The sequence below is a fragment of the uncultured Microbulbifer sp. genome, from assembly GCF_947504145.1.
Taxonomy (GTDB): Bacteria; Pseudomonadota; Gammaproteobacteria; order Pseudomonadales; family Cellvibrionaceae; genus Microbulbifer.
Genome location: NZ_CANNGQ010000002.1, coordinates 711,441 through 727,661, shown reverse-complemented (window position 1 = coordinate 727,661; position 16,221 = coordinate 711,441). Strand labels below are relative to the sequence as shown.

The window sequence follows — 16,221 nt, the reverse complement described above, 5'->3', positions numbered from 1 at the left end:
TTGCGTGGTTAGCTGATCGGGTTGTGCACGGTGACCAGTTTGGTGCCGTCGGGGAAGGTCGCCTCCACCTGCACCTCGCGGATCAATTCCGGAACACCGTCCATCACCTGATCCGCGCTCAAAATTTCGCGGCCATAGCCCATCAACTCCGCCACGGTTTTACCGTCCCGCGCGCCCTCCATGATTTCCATGGTGATCAGTGCCACGGCTTCGGGATAATTCAGCTTCAGCGCACGCGCCAATCGACGCTCGGCGAGTAGCGCTGCGGTGAATACCAGCAGCTTGTCTTTTTCTCGTGGCAATAATTCCATGCAAAAACCTGCAGAGACTTTTATAAATTGATCGTTACGTACGCCAGATGCGCGGCGCACAGGGCGCGCGCCCCAGCCACTCCGGCCGCAGGCGCTCCCACAACTCCGTCAACAGCCCGCGCACTTCGAATGCACAGCGCCCCAGCACGCGCACTGCCAGCATTTCCCCGACCAGCGTAACGCCAGCGGTGCTGTGCTTTTCGTGCCTGGCGATGATCTCCCGGCACTCTTTCAGCACTGAGTCCAGGGGGGCGCTTTCAAACGGTCCCATCACCAGTAGGCCGTTTACCGGCAACCCTTGCAGGCCCGCGCGGGCATTCATCATTTTATTGCCGGATAAGTCAGCACCACATAATCGCAATGACTCCACCAGCAGCGGCACACCCTCGCGAAATATTTCCAACCGCTGCAACAACTGCCCACCGGCAAACGGTGCGTCGCACGCCGGCAATCCCAGCGATGTCACCTCCCAACCGGCAAAGCGCGCACCGCGCTCCAGATCCACCCGTGTGTGCATGGCACCATTGGCGCCGGGGTAGGCAATATTTTCCAGCGGCAGCCATTCCAGGCTCGCCCCGGATTCCACCCTGAGCATCGTATGCTGGCTCTGCAATAAACCATCGGCCCGCGCCCGATAAGCACGCCCTGCACCAGTGGTCGTCACCAGCGCACCTGCGCCCTGCTCCACCGCCACACGAATATCCAGCCGGTCCCCGGAAACCAGACCACCCGGTGGGTGCAACAGATACACATGCGCCAGATCCCGCCCCTCTGGAAAAAACGGCTTTTGCACATACAGCGGCCCCGTATGCCGGTTGCGCGCCAGGCGACAACCCCGCGTGCCCAGCGCAAACTGCAACTCCAGATCCGCATGCCAACGGCTCGGTTTGGCAGCTTCTGCCAGGTTGGGATCCGGGATTACGAGTTGATTCATAAAGGCACTGACAGCTTGTTCCCGCAGCCCGGCAATACGCCCGCCAACAGGTTGGATTCAAGGCCAATGGAAACAATATTCAGAAGCGAGGGGTATGCGTTAATTGACGTAGTACACACCAAATAGAGTGCGGCCTGGAATACACCTGTAAAAGCCGTACACTCAGACCACGCTTGCAGAAACAACCGTCGGAACCACATAACCCGGAAAGGAGTCCCTATGGCCCTCACCCCATCCGCCATGATCCCCCTCGGCACCCCCATGCCCAGCTTCCAACTTCCCGACACATCTCAGCCGCAAAGCGACACCCTCGTCAGTAGCGACGACTACGCCGGCAAGCCCCTGCTGGTCATATTCATCTGCAACCACTGCCCCTTCGTAAAACATATCGCTGCGGGCCTGTCGGAACTGGCCGAACAGTACATCCCCGCCGGCCTCGGCATCGTCGCCATCAACAGCAACGACTTCGCCAGCTACCCGGAAGACCGCCCAGAGAAAATGCAGGAAGAAGTGGCCATACGGGGGTATCGCTTCGCGTATCTGGTGGACGAGGATCAGTCTGTGGCCAGGGCTTTTGATGCGACCTGTACGCCGGACTTTTTTCTATTCGATAAAGAAGGGAAGCTGGCTTACCGCGGCCAGTTTGATGACAGCCGACCGGGAACTGATGAGCCGGTGACCGGGAAGGATTTACGCGTGGCTGTGGATAAGGTGCTGGCAGGAGAAAAACCTGCGGAGGATCAAGCGCCGTCTATTGGTTGCAACATTAAGTGGAAATAGCCACAGGTTGGGCTTTCGCGGTTATTCATGCCTGTGAGGTTACCGCGAAAGACCAGCAAACCGGCTGCGAAGTTTTCTCCACAGCCATGGGGTCAACTCGTGTTACGAAGCACTCTTCAAAAAAGCCAGCATCCACCGGGCCACTGCGCTGGTGTGGATATCGTTGGTGAGTGACTCTTTCCCCTTGTCCACCATATCCTCCCCAAACACCTCTGTGCGCAACTCCATCAAACTCTTTGAGTAGGGTTTGGTGAACTCGGGGTGCGCCTGCATGGTAAGCATATGCTCACCAACCTGCAGCAGTGCATAAGGGCAGAAGTCACTGGACGCAATCACCTTGGTGCCCGGCGCCGGCGTCACCACCTGATCCTGATGGCTCACCAGCAGACTGAAATTTTGCTGCGGCGCCACCATCCAGGCCGGCGTTTCCTGCACCTGGTAACTGTGCACACCCACACCCCAACCCTTCTCAGACTTGCGCGTTTCACCACCCAGAGCATGGGCTATCAACTGATGCCCGAAACAGATCCCAAGGGTCGGCTTTTTCCGCTTGTGCAGCTCGCGCACAAATTCCATCAATGGCGGAATCCACGGCTGGTCGTCGTACACCCCGGTCTTGCTGCCGGTAATCAGGTAGGCGTCCACCTCATTAATATCTACCGGATAGTGCCCGTGCTGCACCTCATAGGTCACAAATTCCAGAGACGGATCCTCACGTTTCAGCAAGTCCGCAAACATCTCCGGGTATTCACCAAACTCCCCCACCAGCTGGGGGCGCACATCATCGGTCTTCAGAACGCCAATCTTCATATCCGCACTACTCTCCATAACCACCCGCCAAGCAGTACCGCACAACGGAATAAAACGTCAAACTTTGTGATCACATTATTGCGCTGAGATACCGGCCCGGCAACTGCCAACAGGCTGACACCAGAGTAAACGCAAAAATATTGCGTAATGAAACTCCCGGCTAGACTAAAAGTGTTGCGCCACACCCCCAAGAAGTTCAAGGAGCGAACTCATGAAAGCCGCCATTCTCACATCCGCCGCACTGGCGGCCGTTCTCGGCGCCGGCCAGTGCCTCGCCGATTACGAACAGGGCGATGTGGTCGTCCGCATCGGCTGGGGGCTCGTCGACCCGGATGACGACTCCGACTGGCTGCGCATCGACAACACCACCACCCTGCCAGACACCCGTGTGTATGTGGATGACGGTGACAGCGCCACCTTTACCGCCACCTGGCTGTTCGCCGACCACTTCGGCCTCGGTCTGCTGGCGGCACTGCCGTTCGAGCACGACCTGGCAGTAGCCGGTCTGCCAGACCCCGCCACCGGGGGACTGCTGGGCAAAGTGGACCTCGGCAGTATCGAACATCTGCCGCCCACCCTCACCGTACAGTGGTTCCCGGTATGCACCGAGTCCTGGGTGCAGCCCTATGTAGGTATCGGCGTGAACTTCACCACCTTTATGGATGAAGATATCAGTAATGTTGCGCAGGAGTATTTTGAGGACGTACTCGATGCATCCAGTAACGCGAGCCTGAAGTTGGACGATTCCTGGGGGCTGGCCGGTGAACTGGGGATCGACATCCAGTTTGGCCGCGACAGTAACTGGCTGTTCAACGCCGCCGTCTGGTACCTGGATATCGACACCAAGGCAAAGATCGACTTCCGCACCAGCCAAGGCTACAACACCCGTATTACTACCAATGTCGATGTAGACCCCTGGGTTTACTCGGTGGGACTCGGTTACAAGTTCTGACCTCGAGAGTCGTGTGCGGGCCCCCGGTGCCCGTACACGAGGAACGGCTCCCACAACCCCCGCTACCCTGCTTCTCCCTCAGTTTCACGCCGTATTCAGCTGTCCACACCATGACAGACATTGCATTCTGCGCCAAAAAACTGGCAGCATGTCCTTTTATGAACCGATAATTGGGCGGAACATTGCCCGGAAATTGCATACTCAGAGAATAAAAGCCGGTCTCGCTGCCCAAATGGCATCGCTGTCATTTCCAATGTATGATTGCGCGCCACTGATCATTTTTTAGCCGGCAGGCGAGCCACAGGAGAAATAATGACGACATCCACTTCCTCAAGTGACATCCAGCCCGCCGGATCTGGCAAGAAAACAGCCTTTACCCGCTTCCTCGATACCGTCGAGTGGCTGGGCAACCTGCTCCCCCACCCCATTACCCTGTTCGCCATGTTTGCGGTGGGCGTCGTCATCCTCAGTGGTATCGCCGCTTTCTTCGGGCTCTCAGTGGAAGACCCGCGCCCGGTGGGCGCTGCTGGCCGCGCCGCTGACGGGGTCATTCATGTAGTCAACCTGCTTTCCGGCGAGGGGCTCAGGACCATCGTCACCACGCTGGTAACCAACTTCACCGGTTTTGCTCCACTGGGCACCGTTCTGGTAGCGCTGCTGGGTGTGGGTATTGCCGAACATTCGGGGCTGCTGTCTGCCGCCGTGCGCGGCATGGTGCTCAAGGCCTCCAAACGCACGGTCACGGTGATCGTGGTATTCGCCGGCATCATTTCCAACACCGCGTCTGAACTGGGTTATGTGGTATTGATTCCGCTGGCCGCGATGATCTTCCACTCCCTCGGCCGCCACCCACTGGCCGGCCTGGCTGCGGCCTTCGCTGGTGTATCCGGTGGCTACAGCGCCAACCTGCTACTGGGCACCGTGGACCCGCTGCTGTCGGGAATCACCGAATCCGCCGCGCACATGATCGACCCCAATTATGTGGTGGGCCCGGAAGTGAACTGGTACTTCATGATCATCAGTACCTTTCTGATCACTACCCTCGGTAGCTGGGTGACCCTGGCGATCGTCGAACCCAAATTGGGCAAGTACGACAACAGCGAAGCCTCCGTGGACCTGTCTCAAGACAAGATGACCCAGCTCACCGCCGAGGAAAAACGCGGCCTGAAATATGCAGGCCTCGCGGTTCTTGGTGTGTGCGGTTTGCTGGCACTCACCATCGTGCCCGAGTGGGGTGTACTGCGTAACCAGGAGACGGGCGCAGTAGCCGGCTCGCCCTTCCTGAAAGGCATTGTGGCGCTGATCGTGGTGTTCTTCGCCATTCCGGGCTTTGTCTACGGCAAGACCGTGGGCACCATGCGGAATGACCGCGATGTGATCGACGCCATGTCCAAGAGCATGGGCACCATGGGCATGTACATCGTGCTGGTGTTCTTCGCCGCGCAGTTTGTGGCCTTCTTCAAGATGACCAACCTGGGCACCATCTTCGCGGTGCTGGGTGCCGAGGCCCTGCAGAGTATCGGCCTGACTGGCCCGCTACTGTTCGTGTTCTTCATCCTGATGTGTGGCATCGTCAACCTGAGCCTCGGCAGCGCCTCCGCCCAGTGGGCCGTCACCGCGCCAATCTTCGTGCCGATGCTGATGCTGCTCGGCTACGCCCCGGAAGTGATCCAGGCGGCCTATCGGATCGGCGACTCGGTTACCAACATCATCACCCCGATGATGAGTTACTTCGGCCTGATCGTCTCCTTCGCCACCCGCTACAAGAAAGACCTGGGCATGGGCACACTGATTGCCACCATGATCCCCTACTCCATCTTCTTCTTTATCGGCTGGACCGCGCTGTTCTTCCTGTGGGTATTTGTCGCAGGTATGCCCGTTGGGCCCGGAGCAGCCACTTACTTCACCATGTAAGTCGCCCCGGAGAGAATCACCTTTCCTATTAAAACCGCGCCCTTCCGGCGCGGTTTTTTTACGCCTGGTTGCACGGCCCACCGCAGCACTCGGGAGCTGGGATTGATTCTTGCAGCAGTGCATGGTTACCTCACCACTGGTCATGTACTGCAACACAGGAATTCCTTGTGAATAATAACCCGATCAAAAAAGCACTCCTCGCCCTCTCTGTTTCTCTCGCCCCCGCACTTGCCCTGGCTTCTACAGCGCAAGCAGCTGACGCCGACAAACAGTTGAAGCAGACTGAAGACAAGGTCGTCGAGTGGCGCCGCCACCTGCACCAGAACCCGGAGCTGGGCAACCGCGAGTTCGAAACCGCCAAATACATCACCGAACACCTGAAATCCCTCGGACTGGAAGTGGAAACCGGTATCGCCCACACCGGCGTCGTCGCCCTGATGAAAGGCGGCAAGCCCGGTCCCACCGTCGCCCTGCGCGCCGATATGGATGCACTGCCAGTCACCGAGCAGGTGGATATCCCCTTCGCCTCCAAGGCCAAGACCGAATACAACGGCGAAGAAGTGGGCGTAATGCATGCCTGTGGCCACGATACCCACGTTGCCATGTTGATGGGCGCCGCGCAGGTGCTGGCAGGGATGCGCGATGAGCTGGCCGGCAACGTGTTGTTTATTTTCCAGCCCGCGGAAGAAGGTGCGCCAGACGGAGAGGAAGGCGGTGCGGAACTGATGCTGAAAGAAGGTTTGTTTAAAAAATACAAACCGGACGTGGCCTTCGGCCAGCACGTCACCTCCAGCCTGCCCGTCGGCGTGATCGGCTACCGCTCCGGCCCGCTGATGGCGAGCTCGGATGAGTTCCGCATCAATGTGAAAGGTCGCCAGACCCACGGCTCCCGCCCCTGGGGCGGCGTCGACCCGATTACCGCCGCAGCCCAGATCGTAATGGGCACCCAGACCATCGTCAGCCGCCAGATCGACATCACCAAGGAGCCCGCGGTGGTTTCTTTCGGCGTGATCGACGGCGGTGTGCGCAACAATATTATTCCGGACAGCGTCTACCTGAACGGCACCATCCGCAACTTCGATATGGATAACCGCCAGGAAATTTTCAAGCGATTGAAGATAACCGCGGAGAATATTGCCGAAAGTAGCGGCGCGAGTGCAGAAGTGGAAATACTGGAAGGCTACCCGGTCACCGTCAACAACCCGGCGCTGACGGAAGCCGCTATCCCCGCACTCAAGGCCGCGGCGGGTGACAACAAGGTGATGGTGATTCCGAAAATTACCGGTGCCGAAGACTTTTCCTTCTTCGCCAATGAGATCCCCGGCTTTTACTACTTCCTCGGCGTCACCCCGAAAGGCACTGACCCGGCCACCGCTGCCAGCAATCACTCGCCGCGTTTTTACGTGGATGAAAGCGCACTGGCAATTGGCACCAAGGCGATTACCCAGCTGACACTGGATTATTTCGATCGCCAGAAAAATTAAGTCGGTACTGGGGCACGCGGAAACCAATTTCTGACAGCCGAAAAAAAGGGCCGGAGACTTCACGTCAGCCGGCCCTTTTTTGCTGGCCCTGTCTGTTACACAGCGCCGGTTCCTAGCAGTCAGGCAGATTCGGTGTTCCGACGCGGCCGACGACGACGTTGCCCCGGCTTTGCGGCACCGTTGCCATTGCCATTCGCGTTGCCGCCAGATCGATTGCCCGAGCGATCATTGCCGCCGCGACCTTCCGAGCGACCTTCCGAGCGACCTTCCGAGCGGCCATCGGACGCCCGGTTGCTCGAACCGCGTCTGCCACCGGCGGGCTTGTTGCCTGCCGGCTTATTGCGGCCGGCGTTTCCGCCACCATTCCCGCTAGCATTTCCACCGCCACCGCGACGCACCTGGCTGCCCTTGCCGGGCTTGCCACCGGAAGCAGGCAACTGATGATCCGGCTCGTAGCCTTCAATCTCTTCGCGCTCGATGGGTTTCTTGATCAGCTTTTCGATATCCCAAAGCTGCTTGGCCTCGTCGGCCGAGACCAGGGAAACGGCCTGACCGCTGGCACCGGCACGGCCGGTACGGCCGATTCGATGCACGTAATCCTCGGGCACATTCGGCAAATCAAAATTCACCACTTGAGGTAGCTGATCGATATCGATACCGCGGGCAGCAATATCTGTCGCAACCAGGATCTGTACCTTGCCGTTTTTGAAATCCGCCAGCGCCTTGGTACGCGCATTCTGGCTCTTGTTACCGTGGATCGCCGCTGCCGGAATCCGGTTCTGCTCCAACTGTTTGGCCAACCGGTTGGCACCGTGCTTGGTACGGCTGAACACCAGCGCCTGATGCCAGCCATTTTCCTTAATCAGATGGCACAGCAGATTCGCCTTGCGGGACTTATCCACCGGGTGCAGTTTTTGCTGCACGGTCTTGGTGGTGGTGTTGCGCGGGCTCACATCGATCTCTACCGGATCATTGACCAGCCCTTTAGCAAGGGTGCGAATTTCCGGAGAGAAGGTCGCGGAGAACAGCAGGTTCTGACGTTTGGCCGGCAGCGCACGCAGGATTTTTTTGATGTCGTGGATAAAGCCCATATCCAGCATGCGGTCGGCTTCGTCCAGTACCAGCGTTTCCAGCTGGTCAAACTTGATCGCGCGTTGGTTGTACAGGTCCAGCAAACGACCGGGGGTAGCCACGAGGATGTCCGCACCACCGCGCAAGCGCATCATCTGCGGATTGATTTTCACTCCACCGAATACCACCGAGTGGCGCATGGGCAGGTACTGGCTGTAGCTCTGCACATTGTCGAATACCTGCGCCGCCAGTTCGCGGGTCGGGGTCAGTACCAGAGCGCGCACCTGATTGTTACCCGCGCGCTTGCCTGCGCTCAGTTTGTGCAACAACGGCAGGGTGAAGCCGGCGGTTTTACCGGTGCCGGTCTGTGCCGCCGCCATCACATCGCCACCGCGCATTACGACGGGGATAGCCTGCTCCTGAATCGGGGTCGGTTTGGTATAGCCCTGCTCCGCAACGGCGCGGGCGATTTCCGGCGCTAGGCCGAGATCTTCAAATAACATAGAGGTTCTTTATTGAGGGCGGCCGGGGGAACAATCACACCGACCCGCGTTACGCCCAAGCCTGTCGCTCAGGGCAAAAATTGGAATACTCAATCCGCCGTGCCTTTGATAAGGCCGATGTTCCACGGAGCTGAGATTGGTTGCCGCCAGAGGCGTTGGCCGAAAATTCTCATTCGGCATGGTGCGGCATTCAGTAGAAGGGGATCGGATACACTGTGTAGCACTGTGTTCCAGAAATGAGCCGAAAATCAATCCGGCCTACAGATGACGCAACTGGCAGTAGCGCCAGCCGCGGCACTATACCACAGGGCGGCAGACTGCCCAGTTTTATTTCCGAAGTAACAATAAACGCCTTATTCGGTTCCTTTCTCCCGCCGTTAACCAGTGGAACCTTTCGACCACGGTTGCCCGACCGTAATATTTCTCCACTGCAAAACGGGGAGGGCACATCATGTCTAGTACAGCACGCACCTCACAAACGATACCTACACGAGCCTCAACACCACCCTCGACGATGGAGTCGTCGTCGCGAGCGTATTCGGGCAATGGCCGTGAGGCCGGCGCTTTCCGCTACACCCTGAGTGACGGCCGCCAAGTGGCCATTCGCCCGGTTCAGGCCTCAGATGGCAATATGGAGCGAGAAATGATCGAAAGCCTGTCACCAGACTCCAGTCGTATGCGTTTTCTCGGCGGGATTGGGCGCGTCACCCAGCACCTGATGCGTATCCTTACCGACAACGATGCCCAGCACGAGGCGTTTATTGCTTTGCATGAGGACGAGGCCGGTACGATGCACGCCGTAGGTGTTGCCAATTTCGCCTGCGACCCGGACGGTCACGCCTGCGAGTGTGCCGTGGTAGTAGCCGATGACTGGCAAAATGTCGGCTTGGGTAAACTCCTGCTTCAGGAGCTGGTGGATGCGGCCAAGGCAGATGGGCTGGACGAGATCTACTCCATCGAATCTGCCAGCAATAGCGCCATTGACCACGTAGCACGGGAACTGGGGTTCGCGTGTAAGGCGGATCCCCACGATTACACCACCCTGCGCTACTCCCTTAGCCTCCACTAACGCGGCGTATTGATGGGCTTAAGGAAACGGCGGGCAAACAGCCCGTCGTTTTCGCACCCAGCCTCCGATACCGCCAACACAAAGTCCTCAGAAAACTTGCCAACCGATGGAAGCTCCGGCAGTTTGGGCTATACAAAATAAGATCGAATAATAAATTTGGAGCTTCCCATGGAATCCAGCCCGCTTATCTCAATCGGACTCCCCCTGTCTCTGTTCATCATCATGGTCGGCATCGGCATGACCCTCACCGCCCGGGACTTCCATCAGGTCACGGTAAAACCCGCTGGATTGATCCTCGGCACCATTGCTCAGATTCTGGTCATGCCCCTGCTGGCATTCGCCCTCGCCTGGGTCCTGCAATTGCCCCCGGCAATGGCTGTCGGCCTGGTGATTATCGCCGCCTGCCCCGGCGGTACCACCTCCAACCTGTTCACCCTGCTCGCAAAAGGCAATGTGGCGCTGTCCATTGTGCTTACGGTATCCGCGAGCCTCATCACCATCATGAGCATTCCGTTGTTCGCCAACTTTGCCCTCAAGCTCTATTTTGGCACTGCGCAAGAGATCAGCCTGCCGCTGGGCAAAACCGTGCTGATGCTTTCCGCGATCGTGCTTTTACCGGTCGCCATCGGCATGGGTGTCAAAGCGCTGCGTCCCGCACTGGCCGCGCGCGCAGAAAGCGTGGTGAGTATATTTGGCGGTGTAGTGCTGGCCGCCCTGATTGCCGGCATCGTATATGGGATGCGCGACCGTGTTGTCGACCTGCTGATTCAGGCAGGCCCTGCCGCCATCGCTCTGAACATACTGGGCATAGCCGTCGGCCTGCTGTGCACTCGTATGGCGGGCCTGGGAAGCCGCGAGCGCCTCGCCGTCGCCACAGAACTGGGGATCAAAAACGGCACCCTCGGGTTGATGGTGACACTGACGCTGCTGCAGTCCAGCGATATGTCAGTACCCTCCGCCATCTACGGCGTGATCATGTTTCCCATCGGCTTTTTGTTAGCGGCGTACGGAAGACGATTTGTCAAAAGCAGTTCATCGCCATCGAAAACGGCAACCGAATCATCCCACGCTGCGAAAGTGGGATAACACCGGCTCGACGGTATCTGGCGTACGCCCCGAAATCCCCTTAGAGTGACCTCATAGCAAAAAGTGAGGTCACTCATGCCCCTGCCATCCCACCTTCAGTCACTGATCATTGCTGTTTTTCTGCTCATCCCTGGCACCCCTTCCGCACTCGCAGAGGCACCCACCGTATCACCAGCAGGAATTCCAACGCCCCTCCTCGCACACCGGGATATCCGCTGGGCAAGGGCCGGCAATATAACCCTGACGGCCGACATATTCGTTCCTGATACCGGGCGCCAAAACTACCCGGTCGTAGTGATCTATCACGGCGGAGGCTGGCTGATCAACAACAACAGCATTATGGAGTCCACGGCAAAATACCTGGCCAGCCACGGAGAATTTGTCGTGGCAAACATGAACTATCGACTTCTGGGTGATAACAACAACACCACCACCATGGACGACATCATCGAAGATGCCCTCGGTGGCGTCCTGTGGGTAAAAGAGCATATTGCCCAATATCACGGTGACCCAGAACGCATCGTAGTCACGGGCGATAGCGCCGGTGGTCACCTGAGCGCCATGGTGGTGTTGGCAGGAGACAAGCTGAGCAGCAAGCCATTTTCACCGGATAATCTCGCATTCCGGCCGACGTACATTCCCCCCGGGAAAACAGCGGAGCAAATAGCTGAACACGGAGCGCTGGGCGTGCAGGCGGCGGTTCTCAGCTATGGTGTATTTGACCTGGAAAGTCGAGCAAAGCGGGGCTTGGAGTCCGCGGGAAACTTCTTCTGGAAAATGGGTGGTGCCGAACCCCGCGGAATTTTTGGTAAGGGGTACAACATCGTAAATAGCCCCCGCCTCTACCGCGCAGCATCCCCACTACATCTGATCCCCAGTGCCGAAGATAAAAAGCTGCCCCCGATCTTTGCAAGTGTAGGTAGCAAAGACACCACAACACCGCCTGCGGCAGTAAACGCCTTTGTAGAAAAACTTGATTCCGCCGGCCAACGGGTGAAGTACAAAGAGTATCCCGACAAAAATCACGCGTTTCTGGACACCGGGTGCAATGAGTACCTGGGCAGCTGTTTTGATGCAGACGCACCGGATACTCTAAACGACATGATTGTGTTCATCAGGGGGAGTCTAAAGTAAGGAACCCGTTGCCCTACTCCGGGGAAAGGCGCAATCAGACGCGGCTTACTTATTGCACTTGCACGAAAGTGGTAGTCAGCCAGATGTACTTCGAAACACCCCAAAGGTGAATTCCCGATACATAGATGTGGTTTCTCACATGGAATACATGCAGCGCTATCCAAACACACGTAAACGCAATTGATACTGGAAACAAAAGAAACTGCTTTCTCTGCTCCAGTTGTCTAATTGTATCTATCTCGACACTCATAAACTCGATGACGCATAACACCCGATTATGGTGCATTGCGTTGGGATGGGTCCGTCTTGAAATCTCTTACCAGCTTATGCGGATCAACCTGCGCTCGATGGCCCTTCGCTGCCTGTGCCCACCAAATCAGTTGGTTAAATGTCCGACCAAAATAATCGAACCAGGAGCCTTGATCCTCTTGCGCCTGCAATGAGCCATCCGCCGTAAATATTTCTTGAGCCTTGGGCACATGTATCATTGCAGAAACCGGCAGACAGCCCAGCTCTGAAAGAAACGTGCGCATGCCGACCGCTGCACGCATCCCGCCCCACTGGCCTGCTGAATAGGTAACAATCGCACTTGGCTTGTAGGAGAACAAGGAACTGCCAAAGTGGTTCAACAAGTTGGCAAGCGCCGGACTCATTGAATGGTTATATTCAGGGCTAACCAAAACGAATCCATCGGCACTCTCTATCTTTTCTGCCAATTGGTTTAGAGCGGAAGGTGCCTTGCTCCGAGGGTAAGCAAAGTGCGGCTTGAAGACGGATTCTGGCGGATAATCCAGAACATCAACCAACTCAACGTCATGTTCGGCATATCGACTTTTCAGGCACTCCAAAACTGCTTCTGTAACCCTAACCCCCAGGCGTGCCGGCGTCGGAGGCGTACTATCCCGCAGGGTGCCCAAGAAGACCAAGAATTTCATTTCGAGCTCCATCTGATTGAAATATTGCATACCCCCGTAACAGGGGCGATCAATGCTATGCACATCTTGTGCGAACTTGGGAGCGCAGCGCGCCGCGCAAAATGCGCACAAGGTAAGTCGCCCCGCGAAGGCCTGAAGGACCGTAGAACAACCTGCTACCTGACGAAGGCATAAATACCCTTGAAACTTGGTGCAGCCAGTACATCTGACATGCGAACCGATTCAGGATCGTTCTGAAGCCTTACTCGTAAACCCCTCAATTGTACGATTCCGCGTATGGCCTGCACGAGAATCAACCCCGAGAAAACTAGCAAAATCGTATCGTAGCCAATGCCACCAAGGATTGTAGAAGCAAGAGATCCGAGAAAGAGAACTCCCATTAAATATAAAGTGATCCAGCAGCTGACCAGATTTGGGCCAATTTCTTCGTAAATTTCTGATGCTTTATATTGTTTCTTTCTCATGAAACTACTCTGTGCAGCTAACGTCGCCAGCAGGGGTAGCCTACCCTGTGCATGTCATGTGCGTTTTGCGCGATATTGGGAGTACGGAAGGCCGAACGCCTGGAGCAAACTGCCCGGCCTTGTATGGGATACGTACTATTTGCGCTTTTTGCCGATCCCGATGGCTCTACCTAGCTTTTTCCAGAATGAGGCCTCCCAAACCATGAGCCGTGCAACCCATTCCGGCATATCCGCTCGATCCTTGGCTTCTTTAAGTATCTGATCTCGATCTTTACCTGAAAAAACCGCCTTCCAAATTACAAACGTAACCTTAACTTCTATGAACACCAAAACGGATAACCCAACGTAACGGATAAATCCATAGTCTAAGAGTATGTCTTGCTGTATTCCCGGCACCAATACACTGGCTCCCCAAAAGCCAATGCAGGCAATACCTAAAGACTTCACTAACGCCTTCTTTAACTCATACCGGAAAAATAAAATATACAGAAGCGGTAGAAATATTGCGAAATCAGCCAGGATTGCGATTTCGGAAAACGAACCAAGCTTTTCACCAAAGTAACGAACGTTTATTGTATTCACTATTACAACGATAAAAGCAACAGTAAAAAACAGAAGCTCTCTATTAGCATCCAGCAACCTTTTCATGCTCTCTCCTTGTAATGACTTACTTTGCACGCATAACGCCGCAAACAGGGACGCGCCACGCAATGGAATATCCCGGCCGCAGCCCTGCTGCTTTGCTTGTTAGAGCGGGCACCGGTTGATTATTTCGGTGCATTGCTCAGGCTCCCACCCCCCTTTGCCAACAATAATTCTTATTATCTAGCAAGACTAAATTCCACGTCACAGGGTTACCAAATTTATCGACTCTTAGATCATCATCCATTTTCGTTGAAATAATATTATGGCCAATCATTAAAATCTGATATTCAAACTTTTTCCTAGAATCGGTTTCACTAGCAAACCCCACATTTCTAAATGTTATAGTCATTCTTTTCCGATTATTTGATATATCAATCTCATGGTAATTCTCGACACAGTCATTCGTGTCAGACCAGCCCCACACCCCCTCTACGACATCAGCAATATTACTGAACTCTTTCTTTGGGAGTGATGCACAAGCAGCCAATCCAAATAAAATTCCGACCCAGAATAGCTTGATAGTTCTCATAAAGATTTGATTAGTTTTCTCTAACGCCGTGCTCTGGGGAAAACCGGAGCGTAGCGTAGGTTTGTCCCTAGCAGCACCTTGTTAGCCCTATTTGTTGGTTAGTATTTCCAATGCGCCTTTGTTAACACCAAAGCTACTGTTGTACCAGCAGAAGGGCCATTCTAAATCAATGAAGTGCTGATTCGGCAGTTGCCTCTCATTTGCCGGATGATACTTCAACAGGAACCCTGTATGTTCAGGATGCTGAAGGATATTGCAAACACCCAATATACTACAGAGAATTTCACGCTCAGCTTTGTTGCCTTTAACTTCTTTAAGAGATGCGGCAAATTTTGAAGCTGACAGCTTGTCACTCCTTGCCTCGAAACTCATTACCAGATTTATAAGATCCTCGAAGTTGGCCTTCTGGTGGCAATTTCTATCTATCAATTTCAAGTCAAGCCAAACATATTCAATATTTGTTAAACGAACCCCGCCCCACATTAATTTTTCAAACAGTAGGACATCTTGATCTATCTCGACCTCATTGTATAAGCCGCAAATTGGACATCGATCACTTGTAGTGTGCGAGTGTTTTGGCATATTTGAGGCTTGAATTACAGAAGAAATAAATGATCGATCTTGAACCTTTCTTGTTGAAAGCGACTGGGACAATAATGCAGCGCCATCCTTTAAGCTCATATCTCTACATTTTTCGACAACGTCACTGATTATTTGGTCATGGCTAAGCTTTACAGTGCCAAAATTCCAGCCATGGTTAGAAAGGTGTTCGGCATCGGAGCCAGATAAATTCCTTTTACTTGAATCTATCCAGCCATTTTTCCAGTATTTGGCTTTTATAATTTTTATCGATTTAGAATCTATATCCATTCTATGTCTCAGAACCAGAAGGGGCTAACGCCGCCGGCAGGGGCAGCTTACCTTGTGCACGTTTTGCGCAATAATAGGAGCGTAGCGACCCGCGCAAAACGTGCACAAGGTAAGCTGTCCCGCGGAGGGCCGTAGGCCCGGAGCAAATTGCCCGGCCTTGTTAGCTCTTTCGCACTAGTGCTTGTATGTATCAATATCAACGAACGCCCCAATTTCACCTAAAAATTCCATTGTTTCCACGTGAAATCCAATCGCGGGCGTTGAATGCTGCTCATTCATAGAAAGAGATAGAACAACTTCAAGTCTTGGGAGTACGCTGAATTTTTCCTTTGCCTTTAATATTAGATCCTTCTTTGGTTTTAATTGTTCAATGACCAGCGAAGACAAGTGAAAGACATCGATGTAATCGTTAACTACATTTTCTGTAGAGAATTGCCACGAATTCGTCTTCGGAACTCTGCCTGGAACTTTAGCTCCCTTCCGTTGGATTGAGGTTGGCTCTATGCCAAGAAATTCCGTGAGTTCATCGGGATCAAAAACCTCTCCATCAAGAGCAAAATAAACTCTTCCTTCATTGGTTGTCATTCACTACTCCTGAGGAGCTAACAGTTTTATTCAAAAGCCCCAGATATAGGCATATTGCCTATATCTGGGCATGGGGTGCCTATATACGCCCATAATGCCTAGATATACCCATACCCCTGTACTGGGCACATGCCTAGATATAGGC

General features: G+C 54.8%; 17 protein-coding genes. 7 read left to right on the top strand and 10 right to left on the bottom strand.

Going from position 1 to position 16,221, the window contains the following annotated elements; translation table 11 throughout:
* Positions 1-8: 8 nt before the first annotated feature.
* Positions 9-311, bottom strand: coding sequence for an urease subunit gamma (locus tag Q1A74_RS09680; protein WP_299595164.1), 303 nt, complete (start codon positions 309-311; stop codon positions 9-11).
* A 34-nt stretch (positions 312-345) separates the two neighbouring features.
* Positions 346-1,245 (bottom strand): urease accessory protein UreD, encoded by a 900-nt coding sequence (locus tag Q1A74_RS09675; protein ID WP_299595162.1) that lies wholly within the window; start codon positions 1,243-1,245, stop codon positions 346-348.
* A gap of 219 nt (positions 1,246-1,464) precedes the next feature.
* Between Q1A74_RS09675 and Q1A74_RS09670 the strand changes: the two genes are divergently transcribed.
* A complete protein-coding gene (locus Q1A74_RS09670; protein WP_299595160.1) occupies positions 1,465-2,025 on the top strand; it encodes a thioredoxin family protein in 561 nt (186 codons plus the stop codon).
* A gap of 102 nt (positions 2,026-2,127) precedes the next feature.
* On the opposite strand, the gene Q1A74_RS09665 is transcribed toward Q1A74_RS09670, so the two are convergent.
* Positions 2,128-2,835 carry a gamma-glutamyl-gamma-aminobutyrate hydrolase family protein gene (locus Q1A74_RS09665; protein ID WP_299595158.1) on the bottom strand — a complete coding sequence of 236 codons (708 nt, stop codon included), beginning with the start codon at positions 2,833-2,835 and terminating at the stop codon, positions 2,128-2,130.
* Positions 2,836-3,046: 211 nt separating this feature from the next.
* Between Q1A74_RS09665 and Q1A74_RS09660 the strand changes: the two genes are divergently transcribed.
* The 3 genes from Q1A74_RS09660 to Q1A74_RS09650 all read left to right on the top strand — a co-directional run bounded on the left by Q1A74_RS09660 (position 3,047) and on the right by Q1A74_RS09650 (position 7,185).
* A complete protein-coding gene (locus tag Q1A74_RS09660; protein WP_299595156.1) occupies positions 3,047-3,787 on the top strand; it encodes an OmpW family outer membrane protein in 741 nt (246 codons plus the stop codon).
* A gap of 312 nt (positions 3,788-4,099) precedes the next feature.
* Positions 4,100-5,701, top strand: a complete 1,602-nt coding sequence (locus tag Q1A74_RS09655; protein ID WP_299595154.1) for an AbgT family transporter — start codon at positions 4,100-4,102, stop codon at positions 5,699-5,701.
* A 167-nt stretch (positions 5,702-5,868) separates the two neighbouring features.
* Entirely contained in the window at positions 5,869-7,185 is a 1,317-nt protein-coding gene (locus Q1A74_RS09650) for a M20 family metallopeptidase (RefSeq protein WP_299595152.1), read from the top strand.
* Between the two features lie 119 nt (positions 7,186-7,304).
* Here Q1A74_RS09650 and Q1A74_RS09645 read toward each other — a convergent pair whose 3' ends face one another.
* The gene (locus Q1A74_RS09645) at positions 7,305-8,759 is read right to left on the bottom strand and encodes a DEAD/DEAH box helicase (RefSeq protein ID WP_299595150.1); all 1,455 of its coding nucleotides are present in this window, start codon (positions 8,757-8,759) and stop codon (positions 7,305-7,307) included.
* Between the two features lie 451 nt (positions 8,760-9,210).
* Between Q1A74_RS09645 and Q1A74_RS09640 the strand changes: the two genes are divergently transcribed.
* From Q1A74_RS09640 to Q1A74_RS09630, 3 genes are all read left to right on the top strand, one after another.
* Positions 9,211-9,828 carry a GNAT family N-acetyltransferase gene (locus tag Q1A74_RS09640; RefSeq protein ID WP_299595148.1) on the top strand — a complete coding sequence of 206 codons (618 nt, stop codon included), beginning with the start codon at positions 9,211-9,213 and terminating at the stop codon, positions 9,826-9,828.
* Between the two features lie 168 nt (positions 9,829-9,996).
* Positions 9,997-10,914: a bile acid:sodium symporter family protein gene (locus tag Q1A74_RS09635; RefSeq protein WP_299595146.1), complete on the top strand. Its 918-nt coding sequence runs from the start codon at positions 9,997-9,999 to the stop codon at positions 10,912-10,914.
* Positions 10,915-10,989: 75 nt separating this feature from the next.
* A complete protein-coding gene (locus Q1A74_RS09630; protein ID WP_299595143.1) occupies positions 10,990-12,048 on the top strand; it encodes an alpha/beta hydrolase in 1,059 nt (352 codons plus the stop codon).
* Positions 12,049-12,323: 275 nt separating this feature from the next.
* Here Q1A74_RS09630 and Q1A74_RS09625 read toward each other — a convergent pair whose 3' ends face one another.
* From Q1A74_RS09625 to Q1A74_RS09600, 6 genes are all read right to left on the bottom strand, one after another.
* Positions 12,324-12,983, bottom strand: coding sequence for an NADPH-dependent FMN reductase (locus tag Q1A74_RS09625; RefSeq protein WP_299595140.1), 660 nt, complete (start codon positions 12,981-12,983; stop codon positions 12,324-12,326).
* 155 nt (positions 12,984-13,138) lie between these two features.
* On the bottom strand, positions 13,139-13,447 hold the full coding sequence (locus tag Q1A74_RS09620) for a hypothetical protein (protein WP_299595138.1): 309 nt from the start codon (positions 13,445-13,447) through the stop codon (positions 13,139-13,141).
* Between the two features lie 135 nt (positions 13,448-13,582).
* Positions 13,583-14,095: a hypothetical protein gene (locus tag Q1A74_RS09615; protein ID WP_299595135.1), complete on the bottom strand. Its 513-nt coding sequence runs from the start codon at positions 14,093-14,095 to the stop codon at positions 13,583-13,585.
* Between the two features lie 136 nt (positions 14,096-14,231).
* On the bottom strand, positions 14,232-14,621 hold the full coding sequence (locus tag Q1A74_RS09610) for a hypothetical protein (RefSeq protein ID WP_299595133.1): 390 nt from the start codon (positions 14,619-14,621) through the stop codon (positions 14,232-14,234).
* Positions 14,622-14,708: 87 nt separating this feature from the next.
* The gene (locus Q1A74_RS09605) at positions 14,709-15,491 is read right to left on the bottom strand and encodes a hypothetical protein (protein WP_299595131.1); all 783 of its coding nucleotides are present in this window, start codon (positions 15,489-15,491) and stop codon (positions 14,709-14,711) included.
* A gap of 174 nt (positions 15,492-15,665) precedes the next feature.
* Positions 15,666-16,076, bottom strand: a complete 411-nt coding sequence (locus Q1A74_RS09600) for a DUF4279 domain-containing protein (protein ID WP_299595129.1) — start codon at positions 16,074-16,076, stop codon at positions 15,666-15,668.
* Between the last annotated feature and the right edge of the window lie 145 nt (positions 16,077-16,221).